This window comes from Paenibacillus sp. Y301 (assembly GCF_059445505.1).
This window is the reverse complement of sequence record NZ_JCAIUL010000005.1, coordinates 162,853-187,231: the sequence shown is the minus strand read 5'-3', so window position 1 is coordinate 187,231 and position 24,379 is coordinate 162,853. Positions and strand designations below refer to the sequence as shown.

The following is a 24,379-nucleotide window of genomic DNA, read 5'->3' as shown; positions in this document are numbered from 1 at the left end:
GAAGGTGCATTATGAAAAAAATAAGTATCTTAGGTTCTACGGGATCCATAGGGACGCAGACGTTGGATGTGGTGTCCACGCATAGAGATCAATTTCAAGTCGAAGGGCTTGCTGCTGGGACAAACACTGAATTATTAATTCGCCAGGTGAATGAGTTCCAACCAAAGAAAGTATCCGTGGCTACGAAGGAATTAGCTGAGAAAGTTAAACCACATTTACCTGCTACTACTCAAGTTTATTATGGAGACGAAGGTCTTGTAGAAGTGGCGGCGTGCACGGATGCGGAGATGGTGGTTACGGCTGTTATGGGTAGTGTAGGATTACAATCTACATTGGCTGCAATTGAAGCTGGTAAACATATTGGATTGGCAAACAAAGAAACCTTGGTAACTGCGGGTCACTTGGTGACTTCACTTGCTGTCGAAAAAGGTGTGAAGTTGTTCCCGATCGACAGTGAACATAGTGCAATTTTTCAATGCATGAATGGAGAAAATAGAGCAGATGTTGCTGGGATTACGATCACTGCTTCTGGTGGATCATTTCGAGATTTAACTCGTGAAGAACTAAAAGGTGTTACGGTTGAAGATGCGTTAAAGCATCCAAACTGGTCTATGGGTTCCAAAATTACAATTGATTCAGCAACGATGGTGAATAAGGGACTGGAAGTTATAGAGGCCCATTGGCTATTTGACTTACCCTATGATCAAATTAACGTACTTCTACATCCAGAGAGTATTATCCATTCTTTTGTGGAATTCTGTGATAGCAGTATTATTGCTCAATTAGGTAATCCAGATATGAGAGTCCCTATTCAATATGCGCTTACCTATCCCGAACGCTGGACATCTTCAACACGCAGTTTGTCTCTTGCAGAAGTGGGTAGTCTCCATTTTAAAGAGTTGGATTTTGTTAGATTCCCGTGTCTACGGCTTGCGTATGAGTGTGGCCGAATGGGTGGTACAGCAACAACTGCGTTCAATGCTGCTAATGAAGTTGCTGTTGCGCGGTTTTTACAACGAGAAATATCGTTCCTGCATATCGAAGAGATTATTGAACAAGTGCTTGAACAACACGATAATATCTCTCTACCTGATTTAGGTTCCATTCAAGAGTGTGATCAACGTTCGAGGGAACTCGCTCTTAGAATTTAAATCTTACAATCTTCTCCTTTCAAAAAAAATGCTTCAAAAGTGATTCTCTTGTGTTGGATCGGAGAATAATGATAATCTATAAGGACATACTTCGATCTTAGACAATGAAAGGGGATGAGATGCTTTGGAAATGGTTCAGATTGTTTTTCTGACAGTGTTAATGTTTTTTGTTATTGTAACGGTACATGAGTGGGGACATTACTATTTCGCTAAGCGTGCGGGTATATTGGTTCGTGAATTCGCTATCGGTTTCGGCCCGAAACTGTTCTCCTATAGACGTAATGAAACTCTATTTACGCTTCGCTTGCTACCATTTGGTGGTTACGCACGTATGGCCGGTGAAGATCCAGAACTTGTGGAAATACAGGTCGGACAGACGATTGCTGTTCGTATAGTGAACGACGAAGTGAAAAAGATCTATCTAGATCAGTTGGATAACCGTAAGAATGTGATACGGGGTGAAGTAGAGTCTATTGATTTAGACCAAGCTCTAACTATCAAACTTAATGTAGACGAAGATGTACAACAATATCGAGTTCATCCTCAAGCCATGATGGTTACCAAAGGGCAAGAGACGCAAATCGCTCCAAGAAATCGCCAATTCGGTAGCAAGACTGTAGGGCAACGTGCTCTATCCATCTTTGCAGGTCCTGTGATGAACTTTATTCTTGCATTTATATTGTTCGCCATACATATCCAGATGGCGGGTATACCTTTGGAAAATCCAACGTATGTCCAGATCGGTAATGTATCAGATGGCATGCCAGCCTCTGAAGCGAATTTGAAAAAGGGAGATATTGTTGATTCCATCAATGGTACGCCGATTGGTGCAGATTATCAGAAGATGATCGCGTTAACGGCAGAATCTCAAGATAAACCTATGGAGTGGACTATTCGCCGTGGCAGTGAAACTTTTAATGTAACACTTGTTCCACGCACGATGGAAGGACAAGAAGGCGGTAAGGTAGGTATTACACCAGAACTTCCTTCTCGTAAGGCGACTTTCGGTGAGACGATTTCCAATTCAGGTAAAACTATGGTGAGTACGACTGAAGTGATCTTCCAAGGGTTCAGTCAGTTAATTAACCAATTCTCCATGGATGATCTAGGAGGACCTGTAAGAACGTTTGAGGTTACGGGTCAGATTGCGAAGCAAGGAATTGAGCAACTTACGTATTGGGCAGCTATATTAAGTCTGTATTTAGGGATTTTCAACCTACTTCCAATTCCAGCACTTGATGGTAGTCGACTTGTGTTCCTTGGTGTTGAATGGGTACGTGGTAAACCACTTGATCCGAATCGTGAAGGAATGGTTCATTTTATTGGGTTCGCCATGCTATTCCTACTGATGATCGCTGTTACCTATAATGATATATTAAGATTGATTAATGGATAACAAAGTTCCAACTCCAGCATATACAGCTACGATATCGGATTGTCCTTACGATCGCTGTTGCCATCCGATTTCTTGATTATATACCGCTCTTAGCGGTAGAAATCCGATGGCAAAGCCGAGCGCTTAAGCTTCTTCAGGACAATTCCGCTCCCTTTGCTAAGTATATGCATGAGTGGACCTTCTCGAAGGTTCGAAAGAAGTAACAACAAAAACTTAGATTATGCTTCCGATGTGAATTTTTCAGAAGCATAACAAGTAGTAGCACAGAAAAATTTTAGGAGGACATTCATCCTTATGTCAAAAGATAAGCAGTTCGTGACGGAAATTACACCGCAAGGAGAAGATTTCTCCCGGTGGTATATAGATGTAATTAAGAAAGCGGAGTTAATGGATTATTCACCGGTTCGTGGGTGTATTGTGTTCCGTCCAGACGGTTATGAAATTTGGGAACATATTCAGACTGAAATGGATCGTCGTTTTAAAGAAACGGGACATCGTAATGCGTATTTCCCTCTATTTATCCCAGAGAGCTTCTTCCAAAAGGAGAAAGATCATATCGAAGGATTTAATCCGGAATTACCATGGGTAACGGAAGCTGCTGGAGAGAAGCTGGAAGAACGTCTTGCGATTCGTCCAACTTCTGAAACGATGTTTGGGCATATGTATTCCAAATGGATTCAATCTTATCGTGACTTGCCTGTTTTGATTAATCAATGGGCGAACGTCGTTCGTTGGGAAAAGCGGACATTGCCTTTCATTAGAACTAGTGAATTCTTGTGGCAAGAAGGTCACACTGCTCATGAGACAGAAGAAGAAGCGCGCGAAGAAACAATGAAAATGCTTGAAGTATATCGTACCTTTGTAGAGGAATTCCTTGCGATCCCCGTTATTACGGGTCAAAAGACGCCATCGGAGCGATTTGCAGGGGCAGTGGATACCTTCTCTATTGAAGCGATGATGAAAGATGGGAAAGCGGTACAAGCCGGTACATCTCATTATCTAGGAACGAAATTTGCGGAAGCATTTGAAATACAATATTTAAGTCGTGATAATACACAAGAATTTGTGCATACGACATCATGGGGTACAAGTACAAGACTGATTGGATCATTAATTATGGTTCATGGAGACGACCGTGGGCTTGCGCTACCTCCAAAAGTAGCACCTACTCAGGTTATCATGATTCCTATTGGACCTGCTAAGACACGTGATGCAGTAGTCGGACGTACAGATGAATTGTTCAGTGAATTGAAGAAAGCAGGCGTGCGCGTTAAGGTCGATGACCGTAGTGATGTGACTCCAGGCTGGAAGTTTAATGAATATGAGATGCGTGGTGTTCCTGTTCGTTTAGAACTTGGTCCTCGTGACATGGAGAACGGTGTCTGCGTGTTAGTATCTCGTATCACGGGTGAGAAGAAGATTGTTCAACAAGATAATCTAGCTGAAGAAGTTAAAGCTATGCTTGAACAAGTGCATCAGGAAATGTTTGACCGTGCGAAGCAATTCATGACGGACCACTTCTACTCCGTGGATAATCTTGAGGAAATGAAGATGAGAATGGAAGAATCTCGTGGCTTCACATTAGCTGGATGGTGCGGTACAGTAGAATGTGAGAGTAAGGTTAAAGAAGAAACGGGAGCAACAAGCCGCAACATTCCATTTGATCCTGCTGAAGTGAAAGAAACATGTATCGCATGTGGACAACCGTCTAAGCATACAGTTGTATTTGCTAGAGCGTATTAAGAGATCTTAGAATAGGTCTATATCTAGAACTAATAGAGCCATGGTGGAGAGCTTCTGGCAGAAATGAGTCGGTGGGTAAGAGATCGAGAACATTTTTGTATACAGAAGCTTTTCCCATTTTAACTGTTATTGCAAGGTGGTCAAGGGGGAGGAAAAATGAGCAACTTGGAAGATAAAAGAACACGATTTGAGCTTTTGATGAAACAAGGTGCAGTTCCACCTGCTCTAATCGATCCCCACTTTTTGGATGGCTATATAGAACAGGTGGAAATTAGCCGTAGTAGCCAAGAATGGGCAATTCAAATTGTGAAGGATACGATAGTCCCTGGTGAAGTGTATCGAGCCTTTTGTCTTAGAATTCAAGAAAAGATGCAACATATTGCTAAGATATCATTTGTTTTCAAATATACGGATCGTGTATCAGTCGAAGATATAGTGAATGCGTATTGGGCTTTGTTCACAGAGTGGGTACATCGGGAAATTCCTTCTGTAAATGGTTGGATGGCGAGAGCATCCCATGAGCTAGAAGGTGATCAGTTACTTTTAAGACTTACAGATGCCACTTCACTAGAACTAGCTAAGAAGAAACAAATCGATCAAGCGATCACACGTTTCTATGCTCACTATTTTGCTCTTCCCCTTCGCGTTAAATTGGGCGTTGGAGATAACGGGCAAGAGGCTATTAAGGAGTTTGAAAAGAAGAAGATCGAAGAAGAGCGTGAAGTTGTTCAGAACATGATGAGTAGCATTGAGGCAGAAAGTAATTTCGACGAAGATGCTGGAGATGTTCGTCTTCATATGGGATACGATATCAAGGAACAGCCAGTACCAATCCAAGATATTCAGGATGAAGAGAAGAAGATTACGATTCAGGGAGCTGTGTTTGGTCTTGATAGCAAAGAACTACGAAATGGTATGACGTTGTTTACATTTAACGTAACTGATTTTGGGGATTCGATGCAAATGAAGATGTTTGCTAAAACAAAAGATGACGTTAAAGTACTAAGCCAATTGGAAAATGGAAAATGGATTAAAGTACGTGGTCGGGTAGAATACGATCGGTTTATGCAAACGCCTGAACTGGTTATGATGCCATCGGATTTAAATGAGGTACAAGCACCTCCTGAACGCAAAGATAATGCACCGGTGAAACGAGTAGAATTTCATTTGCACTCGACGATGAGTACAATGGATGCCATCACACCTATCGATAAGTATATTAAGACAGCGGCAAGATGGGGACATACTGCTATTGCCATTAGCGATCATGGGGGTGTTCAAAGCTATCCTGAAGCAGCTAAAGCGGCCAAAAAGAATGGATTAAAGATGATCTATGGCGTTGAGGCTAATGTTGTGAATGACTCTATTCCTATCGTACTCCAACCTCAATCGATTGAACTGAGTAGTGCTACTTACATTGTATTTGATATAGAAACTACAGGCCTATCAGTTACGGCTAATAATATTACAGAGCTTGCAGCGGTGAAAGTGAAAGATGGTAAAGAAATTGATCGCTATGCCACTTTTGTTAATCCACACGAGAAAATCCCTTATCATATTCAGCAACTTACGAATATAACGGATGAAATGGTGAAAGATGCACCAGATCTGGAACCTGTTTTACATGAGTTTTTGAAATTTGCTGGAGACGGCATTCTTGTAGCTCACAACGCAAGATTTGATGTTGGATTTATCCAAGCTTCGTTAAAAGAATACGGTTTACCTGAGATGCCTAATCCAGTGCTTGATACCCTTGAGTTAGCACGGTTACTTTATCCTGGGATGAAGAATCATAGACTTAATACGATGGCTGCTAAGTATAAAGTATTGTTAGAGAGTCATCACCGAGCGATTGATGATACGATTGCATTGGTAGGGATCTTGAGTGGACTTCTAACCGATGCTGATAAAATGAAGGGTATAACGATGTTAGATCGTCTTAATGACTATGTCGGTCAAGATTTGTCTAATACGCGCCCATTTCATTGTGGAATATATGCGTTGAATTTGGTTGGGAAGAAGAACTTATTTAAGTTAATATCATTGTCCAATACGGAATATTTCAAGAAAGTGCCTTGTATTCCGAAATCTAAGCTCGTGGAGATGCGTGAAGGATTACTTGTGATTTCGGGTTGTGAAAAAGGAGAATTCTTTGAAGCCGTATTGAATAAGTCCGTTGAAGAGGCGGAGGAGATTGCACAGTTTTACGATGTGTTAGAAATTCAACCATTGACGATGTATATGCATTTGGTTGATAAAGGTTTTGTGGCTAGCCCGATTGAGTTAAAGACGGCATTGAAACGGGTCTGCGAAATTGGTGAGAAATTGAGTAAACCCGTTATTGCAACCGGGAATGTTCATTATCTAGAACCTCGCGAGAAGTTATTCCGTGATATTGCCATTAATGGGATTACTGGATTTAGTCCATTGAAGGATATCCGCAAACCAGATGCACATTTTCGTACGACAGACGAGATGCTGGAGGAATTTGATTTCTTAGGTAAAGAGAAAGCAACAGAAGTAGTGATTACCAATACCGTTGAACTTGCAGATCGTTTCGAAGACTATCCATTATTCCCTTCTAAGCTGTATACACCGATCATGGAAGGTGCTGACGAAGAGATTCGGAAGACTTGTTATGATACGGCTATGGGTTTATATGGGGAAGACTTGCCTGATGTCGTGATAAAACGGCTTGAGAAAGAGTTAGAGCCTATTATCAAGTATGGATTCTCAGCTAACTATTTAATATCTGAACGTCTTGTTAAGAAATCCAACAGAGATGGTTATCTAGTTGGGTCACGGGGATCTGTTGGGTCATCTGTAGTAGCTACCTTTTTAGGGATATCAGAAGTTAATCCGTTACCTGCTCATTACGTATGTAAGAATTCGGACTGCAAATATAATGAATGGTTTCTGGATGGTAGTATTCCGAGCGGATTTGACCTTCCAGAGAAAATTTGTCCACATTGCGGTGGAATGCTGAAAGGGGAGGGACAAGATATCCCGTTTGAGACTTTCCTTGGATTCAAAGGAGATAAAGTTCCGGATATTGACCTTAACTTTTCAGGGGAATATCAGTCGGTCGCGCATAACTTTACTAAAGAGATTTTTGGTGAGAAATGTGTATTCCGTGCCGGCACGATAGGTACAATTGCGGAGAAAACGGCTTTTGGTTATACCAAAAAGTACGAAGAAGAACATGATAAGAAATGGCGTGGAGCTGAGGTAAGTCGTCTTGCTGCTGGATTTACAGGTGTCAAAAGAGGTACGGGTCAGCATCCAGGGGGAATTGTGGTAGTACCGGATTATATGGATGTAGAAGATATCACACCGGTTCAATACCCTGCAGATGATACTGGAGCTGAGTGGAAGACAACGCACTTTGATTATCATGCTTTTGAGTCTAACTTACTTAAACTTGATATTCTGGGTCACGATGATCCAACGATGATGCGAATGCTGCAGGATTTAACAGGAGTAGACCCTACATCGATACCTATGAATGATCCTAAAGTGATGAGCTTATTTAGTTCTACAGAGGCACTAGGGGTTACACCTCAACAAATTAGAACGCCTGTTGCTACATATGGTGTACCCGAGATGGGAACTAAATTTGTACGACAAATGTTAATTGAGTCATTGCCAACGTCCTTTGCCGATTTACTTCAAATTTCTGGATTGTCTCATGGAACGGGGGTATGGCTTGGAAATGCGCAGGATCTCATCAAGAATGGGACATGTAATATCAAGACAGTTATTGGTTGTCGTGATGATATTATGCTCTATCTGATCTATAAAGCTGGGATGGATGCGGGGTTGGCTTTTACCATTACGGAAAGTGTTCGTAAAGGTAAGGGGCTAACACCTGAATGGATTGAAGAGATGAAGAAATGTAAAGTACCTGCTTGGTATATTGATTCCTGTCTCAAAATTCAATACATGTTTCCAAAGGCACATGCTGCAGCATATGTTATATCTGCCGTGCGTACTGCTTATTTCAAATTGTATTATCCAATTGCGTATTATGCGACTTATTTTACGGTTCGGGCCGAGGATTTCGATATTGAACTCTGTTGTCAAGGTTATGAAGCCATAGGTCATCAAATTGTGGAAATTGAGCAGAAGGGTTTCCAAGCAACGACCAAGGAGAAGGGCATGTTAGCTATTCTTGAAATGGCGTTGGAAATGACTGCACGTGGATTTACTTTCAAAAGCATTGATCTATACCGTTCAGATGCTACGAAGTTTACAGTAGATGGAGATTCCTTAATCCCACCGTTCTCAGCGATGCAGGGGATTGGTGACAACGCTGCCCGTAATATTGCAGCAGCACGTGAAGCGGGAGAATATTTATCGATTGAAGACTTCCAGCAGAAATCAAAGGCAAGTAAGACCATAGTTGAATTACTCACACAGATGGGGTGCTTCCGAGGGTTACCAGAAAGCAATCAACTTTCCCTATTCTAAAAGAGGAATGACACTCGATAATCCCTTCATATCTCGTGTAGACGCAAGGGTAGTCAAGGACTGATACTTGTCAGTGTTGCCAGACTATGTTATAATTTTTTGTAGTAATCATGGAGATAAAACCGTTGTGTAAAGAGTGGGGCAACCCACTCTTTACTCTTTGGTATATAGGATAATGAAAGTCTTGGAGGTTATAGTCTTTGAGCACACCTAAGATAAAAAGTATCGTAGAAGAAATGGTCCAACCTTATTTGGATGAACATAACTTCGAACTAGTTGATGTGGAATACGTGAAAGAAGGAAGTAGCTGGTTCTTACGTATTTATGTTGACAAAGAAGGCGGTATTGATATTGATGACTGCGGCTTGATTAGTGAATATTTGAGCCAGCAGCTGGATCTGAATGATCCAATTACTGATGTTTACTTCCTGGAAGTATCGTCTCCCGGTGCGGAGAGACCATTAAAGAAAAGCACAGATATTACTAAGGCCGTTGGTAAGGATGTGTTTGTTACTGTATACGAAGCACTGGACGGTCTCAAAGAATTTGAAGGCCGGCTTCTTTCGTTTGAGGACGATATTCTTGTCATTGTTATAGGTAAGAAGCAGTACAGTATTCCGTATGCTAAGGTTGCGAGCGCGAGATTAACGATCATTTTTTAAAGAACTGGATAAAGAGAGGGGGAATTGAATTCCAATGAGTATGGATTTTATTGAAGCAATGAATGAATTGGAACGAGAAAAAGGGATCAGTAAAGAAATTATTTTTGAAGCTATTGAGGCAGCACTAATCTCAAGCTACAAACGTAATTTCAATACAGCCCAAAATGTACGAGTAGACATGAACCGCAATACGGGGGTTATTAAAGTATATGCCCGTAAATTAATTGTTGAAGAAGTGTTGGACCCTAGAATGGAGATTTCACTTCCCGCAGCACGAGAAATAAATCCTCATTTCCAATTGGAGGATATTGCAGAGATTGAAGTTACTCCTCGTGACTTTGGTCGTATTGCTGCACAGACAGCAAAACAAGTCGTTACACAACGTATTCGTGAAGCAGAGCGTGGTCTAATCTATAACGCCTTTGTGGACAAAGAGGAAGATATTGTAACGGGAACGGTTCAACGCCAGGACCCTCGTAATGTTTATATTGACTTAGGTAAAGTTGAAGCGTTACTTCCTTTGAACGAATTAATGCCGAATGAGAAATTTAAACATGGCGAACGAACAAAAGCTTACATTACAAAGGTTGAGAACACGACAAAAGGTCCACAAATTATGTTGTCACGTACTCATCCCGGCTTGCTTAAACGTCTGTTTGAACTGGAAGTGCCTGAAATATTTGACGGGGTTGTTGAGATTCGTTCCGTTGCACGTGAAGCAGGTTTCCGTTCCAAAATAGCCGTTTATTCTCGCAATGATGAGGTGGATCCAGTAGGTTCTTGTGTTGGACCTAAGGGTGTCCGTGTTCAGACTATTGTTGGTGAACTGCGCGGAGAGAAAATTGATATCGTGCGTTATTCCGATAAAGTTGAAGAATATGTTGCAAATGCACTTAGTCCTTCCAAAGTACTGGAAGTTGAAGTGTTTGAGAATGAGAAGATGGCACGTGTCGTTGTGCCAGATTATCAATTGTCTCTTGCTATCGGTATTAAAGGACAGAATGCAAGACTTGCAGCAAAATTAACGGGTTGGAAAATTGATATCAAAAGTGAGACTCAAGCGGAACAGGAATTCGGTAGACCAAAAACATTCTCTGATGAGATGCCTCAAGATTCTGTCTCCGTCGATTAATTTTCTAATTAGGACGGAGGGTGCAGTATGAAGACAAGGAAAGTGCCAATGCGTAAATGCGTGGCATGTCAGGAAATGATGTCGAAGAAACAGTTAATACGTATTGTGAAGACGCCAGAAGATGAGGTACTTATTGATCTCTCAGGTAAGAAGTCTGGTCGCGGAGCTTATCTGTGCGGTAAAGTTGCCTGTTTCAAACTAGCTCAAAAGAATAAGTCATTGGATCGTGCCTTGAAACATCATGTAAAGTCAGAAATTTATGAACAATTGGCAGATGATTTTGTTGCTGCGGAAGATGAATTTCTAGACATGAAGGAGAAGTCCAATGATGAATAAGACGCTTTCTCGTCTGGGTCTTGCGATGCGTGCAGGAAAAGTAGTTACAGGTGACGAAGTCGTGCTCAAAACTATTCGTTCTTCAGAAGCTAAGCTGGTTATTTTAGCTGGCGATGCCTCACCAAATACACAAAAGAAGTTTCGTGATAAATGCGGAACATACAAAATCCCTCTGGTGATCGGATATGACCGGGAAAGTCTGGGCACAAGTATTGGGAAACCACATCGTGTTGTGCTGGCAATTACGGATCAAGGATTCGCGGAAATGATCTCCAAATCAATGGAGACAATGTCGGAGGTGGAGTATATTGACTAAACAAGAAAGTAATAAGGAAAAATTGCGCGTATATGAGTATGCTAAATCGCTAAACATGAGTAGTAAAGAAATTATTACGATTCTTAAGCGTTTGGATTTACCTGTTAATAACCACATGAGTGTAATGGAGAATGATTCTGTCACTAAAGTGGAGCAATTTTTTAAGAATATTAAGTCCAATGCAGCCGCTAAACGAGATAGCGGAGATAGCCCAGCAGTGGCAGCAACGTCATCTGTTAAGAAGGATGTCGATGTGATTAAACCAACGGAAGAGTCTCTTCCTCGTCAAGAGAATAGTTCCGTAACGGTGCAAGATGAAACCAAAAAACAACAGGAAAAGCAGGTAGGTATGAATAATAATACGAATAATAACAATGGTACAGGTACAGTAACTTCAAGACCTCAAAGTAGTAGTAATGGATCACAAAGTAGACCACAGAATAGTACAGGTTCTCAAAGACCTCAAAGTACTGGAGGTACTACAAGACCATCTTCATCTCAGGGTAGCCAAAGACCAAGCGGTCAGTCTCAAGGCGGAGGACAACGTCCAAGTAGTCCAACAGCACGTCCACAGACTCAGAACCGCGGGACAGGAGCTCCAACACGTGATGCGTCACGTAGTGAAGGTGCTGGCCAAGGTGGAGCTAACAAGAATAGATCTAACAACAATGGATCTAGACGTTTCGACGACAACAAGGGTGGTAACTACAGAAATAACCGTGGTGGCAAGAACAATAGAGGTAAAGCTCAATACCAAGCTCGTGAAAAAATTGACAATACCCCTAAGAAAATTATTGTTCGTGGTGTAACTACAGTCGGTGAATCTGCTAAATTACTTCATAAAGATGCTTCGGAAGTTATTAAAAAGCTGATTACGATGGGTGTTATGGCAACGATCAATCAGGAATTAGATGTTGAAACAGTACTCCTTCTTGCCGCTGAATTTGGTGTGGAAGTTGAAGTGAAGATCGCTGTAGAAGACGATCGCTTCGAGACTCTTGAAGAGGTCGATGAAGAAACAGATTTGAAACCGCGTCCTCCAGTAGTAACGATTATGGGTCACGTTGACCATGGTAAAACTACGTTACTTGATGCTATTCGCTCTACGAATGTTACGGGTGGCGAAGCAGGCGGAATTACGCAGCATATTGGTGCTTATCAGGTTGAAATTAACAATAAGAAAATTACGTTCCTTGATACACCAGGTCACGAAGCTTTCACAGCTATGCGTGCACGTGGAGCTCAAGTAACAGATATTACGATTATTGTCGTTGCTGCAGATGATGGTGTAATGCCACAGACTGTGGAAGCAATCAGCCATGCTAAAGCTGCTGAACTACCCATTATCGTTGCTGTTAACAAGATCGATAAACCGGGTTCAGATCCTGATAAAGTGAAGCAAGAGTTAACAGAATATGGTCTGGTTCCTGAAGAATGGGGCGGAGATACAATATTCGTTAATGTATCTGCTAAACAAAGAACAGGACTTGAAGATTTGCTTGAAATGATTCTGCTAGTAGCAGAAATGAACGAATATAAAGCTAACCCTGATAAACGTGCACGTGCGACAGTTATCGAAGCTGAGCTAGATAAAGGCCGTGGTCCAGTAGCACGAGTATTAGTACAACACGGAACACTTCGTGTAGGGGATGCATTTGTTGCAGGTAACTGCTTCGGACGTATTCGCGCAATGGTTAACGATAAGGGACGTCGTTTAAAAGAAGCAGGCCCATCAACACCTATAGAAATTACAGGTTTGACTGAAGTGCCAAAAGCGGGAGATCCGTTTATGGTGTTTGAAGATGAACGTAAAGCTCGTTCTATTGCAGATAAACGTGCTATCACTCAGCGTCAGTCTGAAATGGGTAGCAACGTTCGTGTAACTTTGGACGATCTATTCCAACACATTAAAGATGGTGAAATTAAAGGACTTAACGTCATCATCAAGGGTGATGTTCAGGGTACAGTTGAAGCTCTTAAGAGTTCACTTGAGAAGATTGAAGTAGAAGGCGTTCGCGTTAAAATACTTCACAGTGGTGCGGGTGCGATTACAGAATCCGATATTATTTTGGCTGCTGCTTCAAGTGCAATTGTTATCGGATACAACGTTCGTCCTGATCATCAGGCTGCTCTAACTGCAGAACAAGAGAAAGTAGATATTCGTCTACATCGTGTTATTTATAATGTTATTGAAGAAATTGAGCAAGCTATGAAGGGCATGCTCGACCCAATTTATAAAGAAACCATTATCGGCCATGCTGAAGTCCGTAATGTATTCACAATCACGAAAGTGGGTACTGTTTCAGGATGTATGGTTACTTCAGGAAAAATTACGCGTAATGCGGAAATTCGCTTAATTCGTAACAGCATTGTCATTCATGAAGGCAAGATTGATTCATTGAAGAGATTTAAAGATGATGCCAAAGAAGTTGCTCAAGGTTATGAATGTGGGATTACTTTGGAAAACTATAATGACGTTAAAGAATTTGACGTTATTGAAGCGTTCATCATGGAAACAGTTGAACGTAAGTAGAGAGGTGAAATAAACATGGCTAAAATTCGCACAGGACGTGTTTCAGAACAGATCAAGAAGGAATTGAGTGTTCTCATCCAAAGTGAACTCAAAGATCCTCGGATAGGCTTCGTAACCGTAACAGGGGTCGAAGTTCCAAATGATTTTGCACAAGCAAAGGTGTATCTCAGTGTGCTTGGCGACGAAGAACAAAAGAAAAACACGCTTATTGCTCTCGATAAAGCTAACGGTTTTCTTCGTTCGGAGCTCGGCAAAAGAATTCGTTTTCGGCATACGCCGGAACTTATATTTAAGTTTGACGAATCTATTGCATACGGGAGTCATATTGAAAAGTTGTTAAGCGAGATTGATAAGAATCAATGATCAGGTTTTCATAAAGGAGACGGCTATGCAGACCTACGAACAATGTCTTGATGAAGCAAAGGGATATTTGCTCAAGCATGATGATTTTCTTGTAGTGTCGCATGTTCAGCCAGACGGAGATGCAGTCAGTTCCACGGTAGCCGTGGGCTGGCTTCTCTCATGTCTAGGGAAGAAATTCACACTGCTTAATGAAGGTCCCATTCCACAACGTATGCATTTTCTAACGCTGTCAGATACGATTCTTAATATGGAGATTAATCCTCCTACACGTATGTTTCAGCATATTATTTGTGTGGATTGCGCTGATTTTGAAAGGGTAGGTTTAACGAAGCAATTTTTTGCTGAGGATGCCCTAATGCTAAATGTGGATCATCATCCAACCAACGATGGTTATGGACATGTGAATCTAATAAAAACGGATGCAGCTGCAACAGCAGAGATTTTATTTGATTTAATCAATCGATTTGATTTCGATTGGACACAAGAGGTTGCTACAGCTATATATACAGGGATGCTCACCGATACAGGTGGATTCCGTTATTCAAATACATCCCCCAAAGTGATGGCAATTGCTTCGGAATTACTTACTTATGGTGTGAATGGTCCAGAACTTTCTGAGAACTTATTAGAAGAAATGACTCCTTCTCAAATGAAAGTATTGATTAAGGCGCTTAGTACACTTGAAATGACACCAGATGGTCGCATTAGTTGGGTTCACGTTACACCTGAACATATGATGGAATGTGAAGCGATTAATGAAGATTTAGAAGGTATTGTGAACTATCCTCGAAATATTCGAGGGGTAGAAGTGGGAATTCTATTTAAGGTGATCAACGAGAATGCTGTTAAGGTGAGCTTACGATCCGCTGGAAATGTTGATGTTGCAGCATTTGCACAAAGTTTTGGTGGTGGAGGTCACGTGCGGGCAGCTGGGTGTCGCATAGAAGGTACTTTGGATACGATTATTCCACAAGTCATAGAACGGGTGAAACAATTATTATGAGTAATCTAGAGGGTATATTAGCTGTTTATAAACCAGCTGGGTTCACATCACATGATGTGGTAGCAAAAGTTCGACGTATTGTGAAGATGAAGCGAATCGGACATACAGGGACGTTAGATCCTGAAGTAACCGGTGTATTACCACTTTGTCTGGGTCGAGCTACACGTGTGGTTGAATATATGCAAGAGCTTCCTAAGGAGTATCACGCTACGCTACGTCTTGGCATGGCTACCGATACCGAGGACATGACAGGTAAGGTTATCGAACAAGTCGATTCTGTTTCTGTTACTAAGGAAGATGTAATACAGGTATTGAATTCTTTTAAAGGAGTTATATCTCAGGTTCCTCCAATGTACTCAGCTGTGAAAGTAGACGGTAAAAGGTTATATGAATTGGCACGAGAAGGTAAGACGGTGGAACGTAAGAGTCGTGAGGTTACAATTTATGAAATTGAAATGACTGACACTTCATGGGATGGCCCTTACCCTGAACTTTCTTTTCGAGCTTTATGTTCAAAAGGAACGTATATCCGAACGCTTTGTGTAGATATTGGTCGTGCTCTGGGACTACCTTCTGTTATGGTCAAGTTAGAGAGAACGAAGTCAGCAGGAATTGATGCAGAACACTGTTTAACTTTTGAAGACATTGAGCGATGTATGGAAGAGGGAACACTTGACTCGCATTTAATACCCGTTGATCAGGCCATACCTCAATTGCCAGCACATACGGTCTCTGAAGAGAAAACATCAGCAGCGATCCAAGGTCAACGACTTTCATATAAATCTGTAACACCTGATGTGACTAGTGAAACCCCGATTCGTCTGTATGATGTTAAGGGAAGATTTCTAGGTATATATCAGAAACAAGAAGAGACGGGGGCTATCGCTCCTGTGAAAGTGTTCTTACAGGAATCATAATCGGAAATTAGGCTATCTAACGGAATTGCAGGTGAATAGTTGTGAAAACTGTTATGTTATCTTATCCACTCTCGTCCGAAATGCTGTGTGATCGTCCAGGTTCACAGGTTGTGGCTATAGGACAATTTGATGGAGTTCATGTAGGACATACAAGTGTCATTTCGTCTGCTGTTTCCTTAGCGAAAGAGAAGGGGATTCCATCGGCTGTAGTAACCTTTAATCCACATCCTAAAGATGTAATGGGTAAAGGGGACTATGAAGGTTATTTAACACCCCTTAGAATCAAACAGGAATTACTTGCAGATATGGGTGTCGATACGATGTATGTTGCACAGTTTAATGAAGTTTTTTCTCGCGTAAGCCCACAGGAGTTCTTCACGGATGTACTTATTCAACTACATATCGATACGGTTGTTGTTGGCTTCGATTTCCATTTCGGGTACAAAGGATTAGGAGATGTGGAATTGCTTCGTGAATTGGGGCAGGGAGTAATGGAGGTAGAAGTTATTCCAGCTTTCCTGTTAAAAGGTGAGAAGGTGAGTAGCTCATCCATACGTAAGGCACTTCAGGTAGGGGATTTACAACAAGCCAATGATTGGTTCGGACGTTATTATCAATTGCGAGGTACTGTGATTGATGGTGAGAAGCGAGGTCGCACAATCGGATTTCCTACAGCAAATTTGAAATTGGATGACCGATATGTCGTTCCAGTCAAAGGCGTGTATGCTATTCGTGCATTCTTCCAGGATAGATGGATTCCTGGGGTTATGAATTTAGGCGTTAAACCAACTTTTCATGAAAAAGTAATTGCTCCTAGTTATGAAGTGCATCTATTTAATTTTGACGAAACTCTGTATGGTGAGCAATTGACTGTAGAACTTGTACATTATTTGCGTGAAGAACGGAAGTTCTCTTCTGTACAGGAATTAATTACTCAGATCCAGTTAGATGCAAAACAAGCTGAGCAATTATTAGCGTCGGAATAAGTTAGGGGTACAAGACATTTACTTTTTGCAAACAGGTGTGCTATACTAATTAACGTCATTGGAGACAGTGATATCTAACCTTAGCTTGGTTACGCGATCTCACCAACGGTAACGAGGCTAACGGCGATTATAATTGAAGGAGGTGAATAGCAATGGCATTAACTCAAGAACGTAAGCACCAATTGATTGCAGAGCACAAAACTCATGAGTCCGATACTGGATCACCAGAAGTGCAAATCGCTATTCTTACGGAGAACATTACGAACCTAATTAGCCATTTTCAGACACACAAGAAGGATCATCATTCTCGTCGTGGATTGTTGAAGATGGTTGGTCAACGTCGTAAGTTGTTGAAATACCTTAAGAATAAGGATGTTAGACGTTATAGTGCGTTGATCGAGAAACTAGGATTGCGCCGTTAATAATCCAATAATCTTACTAAATGCAGCCTGGTTGTTTACCGTATGTCCTTTTAGGAGTGACTGCGGGGCAGCCGGGTTGCTTTTAAAATATAAGGAAATACAAGTCTTTTACAGTAATGTTTTCTTATATTGATCACAGAAACGGAAACCTGAAGTGATACATTGTATCACTGGCATCAAAAGTTCAAACTTTTGATGAAGAAAGGTGTGGCCGTTTCTTCTTGTGTATTGTTATATGAAATATCAATAATAGGAAATACTGATAGAAAAAAAGGAGGGATTTCATGGAAAATCGTGTTGAAATGCAATTAGGCGGAAGAACCTTGATTTTAGAAACAGGACGTTTTGCCAAACAAGCGAATGCAGCAGTCATGGTTCGTTATGGAGAAACAGTCGTTCTGTGTACAGTAACGGCTTCAAATGAACCAAAGGATTTAGACTTTTTCCCACTTACGGTGAACTATGAGGAAAGACTATATGCTGTAGGTAAAATCCCAGGTGGATTCATTAAACGTGAAGGTAGACCAAGTGAAAAGGCTATTCTTTCTAGTCGTTTAACGGATCGCCCTATTCGTCCATTGTTTCCAGAAGGTTTCCGTAATGATGTACAAGTTGCTAATCTAGTGATGAGCGTAGATCAAGATTGTGCTCCTGATATTGCTGCGATGATCGGTACTTCAGCAGCGCTTAGCATATCTGATGTTCCTTTTAGTGGTCCTATTGGTGGAGTTGCAGTTGGTCGTAAAGACGGGCAGTTCATCATTAACCCTAACGTAGCAGATCAAGAAGTAAGTGATCTATACTTGGTTGTTGCTGGAACAAAAGATGCCATTATGATGGTTGAAGCTGAAGCAAATGAAATGCCTGAAGAAGTTATGCTTGAAGCGATCATGTTTGGTCACGATGAGATTAAGAAAATTGTTGCAACAATCAATGAATTGACAGAAAAAGCTGGTAAACCGAAAATGGCAGTTAAGCTTCATGCCGTGAACGACAGCGTTAATCAAGAAGTTCGTGAATATGCTGCAGCACAACTTAAAGATGCTGTCAAAATATCGGAAAAACATGCGCGTCAGGATGCCATTGATCAAATCAATGAAGCAACGGTAACTTTCTTTGAACAAAAGTACATAGAGACACCGGAACTGATGAAAGATGTTAAAGAAATTCTGCATGATATCGTAAAAGAAGAAGTTCGCCGTTTGATTACGCATGATAAAGTGCGTCCAGATGGACGGAAATTGGAAGAAATTCGACCTATTGAATGTGACACCAATATTCTACCTCGTACACACGGAACAGGTCTGTTCACACGTGGACAAACACAAGCACTTAGTATATGTACTCTTGGTGCGCTTGGTGATGTTCAAATTCTTGATGGTATTGATCCACAGGAATCCAAACGTTTCATGCACCATTACAACTTCCCTCCATTCAGCGTAGGAGAAGCACGTCCTCTACGTCCACCAGGTCGTCGCGAAATCGGACATGGCGCATTGGGTGAACGTGCGATGGCTAAGGTCCTTCCTTCAGAAGTTGAATTCCCTTATGCAATCCGACTTGTATCCGAAGTACTTGAATCTAATGGTTCGACTTCACAAGCGAGTATTTGTGCAGGTATTCTTGCTATGATGGATGCTGGTGTTCCTATTAAAGCACCTGTTGCTGGTATCGCTATGGGTCTAATTAAAGATGATGAACATGTTTCAATCCTATCGGATATTCAGGGAATGGAAGATCACCTAGGTGATATGGACTTTAAGGTTGCAGGTACCGCAGCTGGTGTTACAGCTATTCAAATGGATATCAAGATTGATGGAATTAGCCGTGAAATCTTGCAAGATGCTTTGAATCAAGCTAGAGAAGGACGTTTGTTCATTCTAGGCAAAATGGTAGCAGCTATTGCTGAACCAAGAACAAGTCTATCTCAGTACGCTCCAAAAATTATGACGTTGAATATTAATCCTGAACGTATTCGTGATGTTATTGGTGCTGGTGGTAAAATCATCAACAAAATCATTGAAGAAACGGGCGTTAAGATTGATATTGAACAAGATGGCCGAGTGTTCATCGCTTCTACTAACGAAGAAATGAATCAAAAAGCACGTGCTATCATTGAAGGTATTGTTCGCCAAGTTGAAGTGGGCGAAATCTATGTAGGTACGGTTAAACGTATTGAGAAGTTTGGTGCATTCGTTGAAATTCTTCCGAATAAGGAAGGTCTTGTGCATATTTCTCAATTGTCAACGGAACGCGTTGCTAAATGTGAGGATGTTATTGCTATTGGTGACTCCATCACGGTTAAAGTAACCGAAATTGATCAACAAGGACGAATTAACTTGTCACGTAAAGCAACATTGACTGTTTAATCGTTGATCACAAATAGGTTCATACATGTTTTAAATGAGAGAAAAGAGACAGAAAGCTTTATATTCTGGCTCTTTTTTTAAATTCATCTCTCTATTCATATTCCATTTGTTCTGTTCATATGATGGGACAAAGGTGACAAGGGAGATGAAATATTTCATGAATACGAGAAAGTTCGCTATTCTGCTTGCTTGTTTTACGATTGTGATCGGAATTACTCAGTTGGGTAGCGTTAAACAATTTATACAAAATGGACGAGATGGCACACCATCACAAGAGGTGTCGCTACGGTTAGACAATAGTCCAGAAGAAGATCCCTTATATCTTGAAATCAAGAAAAAAGCTGAGAGTACAAAGATAGAGCCAGTAGATGCTATCGTTGATCGGGTATGGAAGGCCATTCCTGGATATAATGGAGTGGAAGTAGACGTGGATGAAACGTACAAGCTGGCCAAAACTGCAGGGAATTCAAATTCGATTACATACAAATATCGTCAACTGATTCCGAAGGTTGGGCTTAGTGATCTTGAAGTACAACCCATTTATCGAGGTAACCCATCTAAACCGATGGTATCTTTAATGATCAACGTGGCCTGGGGTAATGAATTTATTGTACCGATGCTAAATACACTAGATCAGGAAAAAGTAAAAGCGACTTTCTTTTTTGACGGGAAATGGTTAAAGAGTAATATAGAACTGGCCAAAGAAATTCAAAAAAGAGGCCATGAATTATCCAATCACGCCTATTCTCATGCAAACATGAGTCAGTTGAGTGAAGAAAAAGCTGTTCAAGAAATAAGTAAAACTCAGAAAATTCTAGAGGATGAATTAGGTGTAGAAAAGAAATGGTTTGCACCACCTTCAGGAGATTTCGATAGTGATACGGTCCGAATTGCAAAGGGGCTAGGCATGTTTACTGTTTTGTGGACGTTGGATACTGTCGATTGGCAAAATCCCTCGCCGCAGTCCGTTGTGAAGAAAATATCTAGTAAGGTTGAACCAGGGTATCTAATTTTGATGCATCCTACATCCTCCTCCTCTCAGGCGTTACAAGGGATGATCCAAGGCATTAGAGCTAAAGGTCTGAGTTTAGGGACGATAAGCGAGACGCTCTCTTCAGATCGAGTATTAGAGCGGTTAGTTGAGTGAAGCTGATTTTTTTGGTACGATAAGGAATGCATTTATACGAAGTATCTTAGGTTGCATAATAGGAGGGCCATCGGATGGAAAAAATAAAACTTAGTAACGGCCTGAGAGTAGTCATGGAGAAAATTCCAACATGCCGTTCCGTTTCTTTCGGGATATGGGTGAAAACAGGTTCGAGGTATGAGAATCTCCAGAATAATGGTGTTTCTCATTTCATTGAGCATATGCTTTTTAAGGGAACAGAACGTTTCGATGCAAAAGATATAGCGGAACAATTTGATGCCATTGGTGGCAATGTGAATGCCTTCACATCTAAAGAATACACATGTTATTATGCCAAAGTACTAGATGAACATTTGCCTATTGCGGTAGACGTCCTTGCAGATATGTTCTTTCGCTCTAACATCGATGATCAAGAATTATCGAAAGAAAAGAATGTTATTCTCGAAGAGATTTCGATGTATGAAGATACACCAGATGACATTGTACACGACCTGATGGCGAAAGCAGTGTATGGTGATCATCCATTGGCGTACCCTATTTTAGGAACAAGGGAACTTCTTGAAGGAATGAATTCAAGTCATCTTCGCTCATATATGGATCAGCACTATACGATCGAGAACACCGTAATAAGCGTAGCGGGGAACATTGATGAACATCTTGTGGAGTTATTAGAACGCCACTTTGGTGACTTTCAGGTTCATGGAAAAGAGACTGAAATCGCTGTTCCTAAGTTCCACAGTAATGTTGTATTCCATAAGAAGAAAACGGAACAGAATCATATATGTATGTCGTTCCCAGGCTGCTCAATTGAAGATCCAAGACAATATGCTATGGTGTTGTTAAATAACGTCATAGGTGGTGGAATGAGCTCTCGCTTATTTCAAGAAATACGTGAGAAACGTGGATTGGCGTATGCTGTTTATTCTTATCACAGTTCCCATGCGGATAATGGTCTATTCACGATCTATGCGGGGACAGCTCCTAAACAAACGAAAGAGGTCATGGACCTTACGAAAGAAGTTCTATTCGATATCGCAACAAAGGGTATAAGTGATGATGAGTTGCGTAAAGGAAAAGAGCAACTGAAAGGTAGTCTAATTCTGAGTCTAGAAGGTACGGGCAGTCGTATGAATAGACTAGGGAAAAATGAGCTCATGCTTGGTAAACATCATTCACTTGATGAGATGATTGCTAAAATTGAGAAGGTATCGATGGATGATGTAGAGTCAGTGTTAGATTTAATGTTTGCTGAACCTACCTCAATAGCCATGGTTGGAGCATCAGATAAAAGTATTACAGGTATAGGGAGAGATGATTTTGTTGCATTACGTTCAAATAAATAAGTTACCAGGAAATGAAGATATTCAACTTCCTGAAAAAATGTCTCGATTAGCTTCAGGGTATGATCTGTATGCTGCAGTTCCAGAAAATGTGGTATTGCAGCCAGGTGAACGAAAATTAATACCTACTGGGTTTGCGATTGCGATGCCAGAAGGTCTAGAAGCACAAATTCGTCCACGTAGTGGACTAGCACTTAAGCATGGAATCACATGTTTGAACACGCCAGGAACGATCGATGCGGACTATCGTGGGGAAATTAGAGTTCTTCTGATTAATCATGGTGATGAGCCGTTCACGATTGTTAGGAACGAACGTATTGCTCAGATGGTGTTTCAGATTGTTCCACAAGTGGAATTGGAAATGGTTGATGAACTATCGGAGACCGTACGTGGTGACGGTGGATTCGGACATACAGGTAAATAATAATTATCAATTAAAATTTTATACCTGAAAATGAGCTTACGAATACCCTTGAGAGGGTATTCGTAAGCTTTTTTTGTCCTCACATCCATCACCCCTCCTTAGGCTTTCGCATATCATGCTGATATAGTACTGGAATTGTGAAAGGAGCGACATCCTAATGCTCACTGGAGTTAGAGTTGTGTTCCTAGGCGGGGATGCAAGACAGATTGAAGTAATTCGCAAGTGTTCACAGATGGATGCCTTAGTCTCCATGGTAGGTTTTGATGAGCTCACAGATCAGCTAGTAGACATCACAAGAGATCAATTATCTACTGAGCTATTAGAGTCAGCGGATGTACTTGTACTGCCTGTCGTGGGCTGTGACGCGGATGGGAGGGTCATGACGCTGTTCTCCTCTGAGCCATTACATCTTCTTGAGGAGCATATAGCAGCATTATCGAAGGAATGCACAGTATATACGGGAATAGCAAAACCACATTTGAGAACGATGTGTGCCGAACAAGAGATTAATCTTGTGGAACTGCTCAATCGAGATGATGTGGCCATCTATAATTCTATTCCTACTGCTGAAGGTGCTTTGATGATGGCCATTCAGCAAACCGACTTCACAATACACGGATCGACTTGTATGGTTCTGGGAATGGGACGTACGGGATTTACAATGGCCAGAAGTCTACAAGGATTAGGTGCGAAAGTAAGGGTAGGAGTACGGAGTAAAGAGCACTTTGCAAGGGCAGAAGAGATGGGCTGGGATCCTTTCATGACAAGGGATTTGGGGGAAAATGTGGGCAATATCAACTTGCTTTTTAATACGATTCCGACTATGATAGTCACAGCACAAATCCTGTCCCAGATGCCCCAAACCGCAGTTATTATTGACCTTGCTTCAGCCCCTGGAGGGTGCGATTTCCGTTATGCGGAGAAGCGAGGAATTAAGGCGGTTCTTGCTCCTGGTCTGCCCGGAATCGTTGCTCCCAAAACGGCGGGTATTATCATCGCCAATGCGTTGGTACAGTTGATTTCGGAAGAAGTCAAGATTCGGGGGGATGCAGAATGAAGTGGCAGGGAAAAACGGTAGGTTACGCAATTACAGGATCACATTGTACGCTTGAAGAAGTGATGCCACAAATATCACGATTTGTAGACGAAGGTGCTAACGTAGTGCCGATTGTTTCAAATACGGTACAAAATACAGATACGCGCTTCGGATCTTCTGAAAATTGGCTAAAACAGTTGAAAGATATAACAGGGAATGATATCATTTCTACAATTGTTGGAGCGGAGCCACTTGGACCATCTAAATTATTAGATATACTTGTTATCGGGCCTTGCACGGGTACTACGACAAGCAAGCTTGCGAATGCTATGACCGATTCACCGGTGTTAATGGCAGCGAAAGCCCAGATGCGTAACTGTCGTCCATTGGTGTTAGCTATTTCAACCAATGATGGTTTAGGTCTGAACGCAGCGAACATTGCAAAGCTGTTGGTAACAAAAAATATTTATTTTGTTCCATTTGGTCAAGATAATCCTATACAGAAGCCAAATTCCCTTGTAGCAAAGATGGATCTTATTCCTGAGACATGTTATGCCGCACTTACTGGAACACAGCTACAACCTATGATTATCGAACGGTTTCAATTTGCTTAAGCACTTATAATGAATTAGA

The 24,379-nt window shown here is 41.3% G+C and carries 20 protein-coding genes; all 20 read left to right on the top strand.

The annotated features are described in order from the left end of the window. The first annotated feature begins 11 nt into the window (after positions 1-11). The 20 genes from AC1D69_RS11145 to AC1D69_RS11050 all read left to right on the top strand — a co-directional run bounded on the left by AC1D69_RS11145 (position 12) and on the right by AC1D69_RS11050 (position 24,360). Positions 12-1,151 (top strand): 1-deoxy-D-xylulose-5-phosphate reductoisomerase, encoded by a 1,140-nt coding sequence (locus AC1D69_RS11145; protein WP_495456230.1) that lies wholly within the window; start codon positions 12-14, stop codon positions 1,149-1,151. A 124-nt stretch (positions 1,152-1,275) separates the two neighbouring features. Further along, entirely contained in the window at positions 1,276-2,547 is a 1,272-nt protein-coding gene (gene rseP, locus AC1D69_RS11140) for an RIP metalloprotease RseP (protein ID WP_495456229.1), read from the top strand. Positions 2,548-2,841: 294 nt separating this feature from the next. Continuing rightward, a complete protein-coding gene (gene proS, locus AC1D69_RS11135) occupies positions 2,842-4,290 on the top strand; it encodes a proline--tRNA ligase (protein WP_495456228.1) in 1,449 nt (482 codons plus the stop codon). Positions 4,291-4,446: 156 nt separating this feature from the next. Continuing rightward, positions 4,447-8,760: a PolC-type DNA polymerase III gene (locus tag AC1D69_RS11130; RefSeq protein ID WP_495456227.1), complete on the top strand. Its 4,314-nt coding sequence runs from the start codon at positions 4,447-4,449 to the stop codon at positions 8,758-8,760. A 200-nt stretch (positions 8,761-8,960) separates the two neighbouring features. Beyond that, the gene (rimP, locus tag AC1D69_RS11125; RefSeq protein WP_495456226.1) at positions 8,961-9,422 is read left to right on the top strand and encodes a ribosome maturation factor RimP; all 462 of its coding nucleotides are present in this window, start codon (positions 8,961-8,963) and stop codon (positions 9,420-9,422) included. Between the two features lie 34 nt (positions 9,423-9,456). Then, positions 9,457-10,554 (top strand): transcription termination factor NusA, encoded by a 1,098-nt coding sequence (nusA, locus tag AC1D69_RS11120; RefSeq protein WP_495456225.1) that lies wholly within the window; start codon positions 9,457-9,459, stop codon positions 10,552-10,554. 27 nt (positions 10,555-10,581) lie between these two features. Continuing rightward, the gene (gene rnpM / locus AC1D69_RS11115; RefSeq protein ID WP_495456224.1) at positions 10,582-10,890 is read left to right on the top strand and encodes an RNase P modulator RnpM; all 309 of its coding nucleotides are present in this window, start codon (positions 10,582-10,584) and stop codon (positions 10,888-10,890) included. Then, the gene (locus tag AC1D69_RS11110; protein ID WP_495456390.1) at positions 10,883-11,206 is read left to right on the top strand and encodes a L7Ae/L30e/S12e/Gadd45 family ribosomal protein; all 324 of its coding nucleotides are present in this window, start codon (positions 10,883-10,885) and stop codon (positions 11,204-11,206) included. Before rnpM ends, AC1D69_RS11110 begins: the two co-directional genes overlap by 8 nt. Then, entirely contained in the window at positions 11,199-13,739 is a 2,541-nt protein-coding gene (gene infB, locus AC1D69_RS11105) for a translation initiation factor IF-2 (RefSeq protein WP_495456223.1), read from the top strand. Before AC1D69_RS11110 ends, infB begins: the two co-directional genes overlap by 8 nt. A 15-nt stretch (positions 13,740-13,754) precedes the next feature. After that, positions 13,755-14,102, top strand: a complete 348-nt coding sequence (gene rbfA, locus AC1D69_RS11100) for a 30S ribosome-binding factor RbfA (protein ID WP_495456222.1) — start codon at positions 13,755-13,757, stop codon at positions 14,100-14,102. A 25-nt stretch (positions 14,103-14,127) separates the two neighbouring features. Further along, the gene (locus tag AC1D69_RS11095; protein ID WP_495456221.1) at positions 14,128-15,105 is read left to right on the top strand and encodes a DHH family phosphoesterase; all 978 of its coding nucleotides are present in this window, start codon (positions 14,128-14,130) and stop codon (positions 15,103-15,105) included. Beyond that, positions 15,102-16,022 (top strand): tRNA pseudouridine(55) synthase TruB, encoded by a 921-nt coding sequence (gene truB / locus AC1D69_RS11090; RefSeq protein ID WP_495456220.1) that lies wholly within the window; start codon positions 15,102-15,104, stop codon positions 16,020-16,022. The genes AC1D69_RS11095 and truB overlap by 4 nt, the downstream gene beginning before the upstream one ends. A gap of 41 nt (positions 16,023-16,063) precedes the next feature. Further along, on the top strand, positions 16,064-17,008 hold the full coding sequence (locus AC1D69_RS11085) for a bifunctional riboflavin kinase/FAD synthetase (protein WP_495456219.1): 945 nt from the start codon (positions 16,064-16,066) through the stop codon (positions 17,006-17,008). Positions 17,009-17,160: 152 nt separating this feature from the next. Next, positions 17,161-17,430 (top strand): 30S ribosomal protein S15, encoded by a 270-nt coding sequence (rpsO, locus tag AC1D69_RS11080; RefSeq protein WP_495456218.1) that lies wholly within the window; start codon positions 17,161-17,163, stop codon positions 17,428-17,430. Positions 17,431-17,714: 284 nt separating this feature from the next. Next, complete coding sequence (pnp, locus tag AC1D69_RS11075; RefSeq protein WP_495456217.1) at positions 17,715-19,799, top strand: polyribonucleotide nucleotidyltransferase; 2,085 nt, start codon at positions 17,715-17,717, stop codon at positions 19,797-19,799. A gap of 157 nt (positions 19,800-19,956) precedes the next feature. Beyond that, positions 19,957-20,946, top strand: a complete 990-nt coding sequence (locus AC1D69_RS11070) for a polysaccharide deacetylase family protein (protein WP_495456216.1) — start codon at positions 19,957-19,959, stop codon at positions 20,944-20,946. A gap of 74 nt (positions 20,947-21,020) precedes the next feature. Continuing rightward, positions 21,021-22,289, top strand: coding sequence for a M16 family metallopeptidase (locus tag AC1D69_RS11065; protein WP_495456215.1), 1,269 nt, complete (start codon positions 21,021-21,023; stop codon positions 22,287-22,289). Further along, positions 22,264-22,710, top strand: coding sequence for a dUTP diphosphatase (gene dut, locus AC1D69_RS11060; protein WP_495456214.1), 447 nt, complete (start codon positions 22,264-22,266; stop codon positions 22,708-22,710). The genes AC1D69_RS11065 and dut overlap by 26 nt, the downstream gene beginning before the upstream one ends. Before the next feature lie 157 nt (positions 22,711-22,867). Next, on the top strand, positions 22,868-23,767 hold the full coding sequence (gene dpsA / locus AC1D69_RS11055) for a dipicolinate synthase subunit DpsA (protein ID WP_495456213.1): 900 nt from the start codon (positions 22,868-22,870) through the stop codon (positions 23,765-23,767). Continuing rightward, positions 23,764-24,360 (top strand): dipicolinate synthase subunit B, encoded by a 597-nt coding sequence (locus tag AC1D69_RS11050; protein ID WP_495456212.1) that lies wholly within the window; start codon positions 23,764-23,766, stop codon positions 24,358-24,360. The genes dpsA and AC1D69_RS11050 overlap by 4 nt, the downstream gene beginning before the upstream one ends. Positions 24,361-24,379 lie beyond the last annotated feature (19 nt).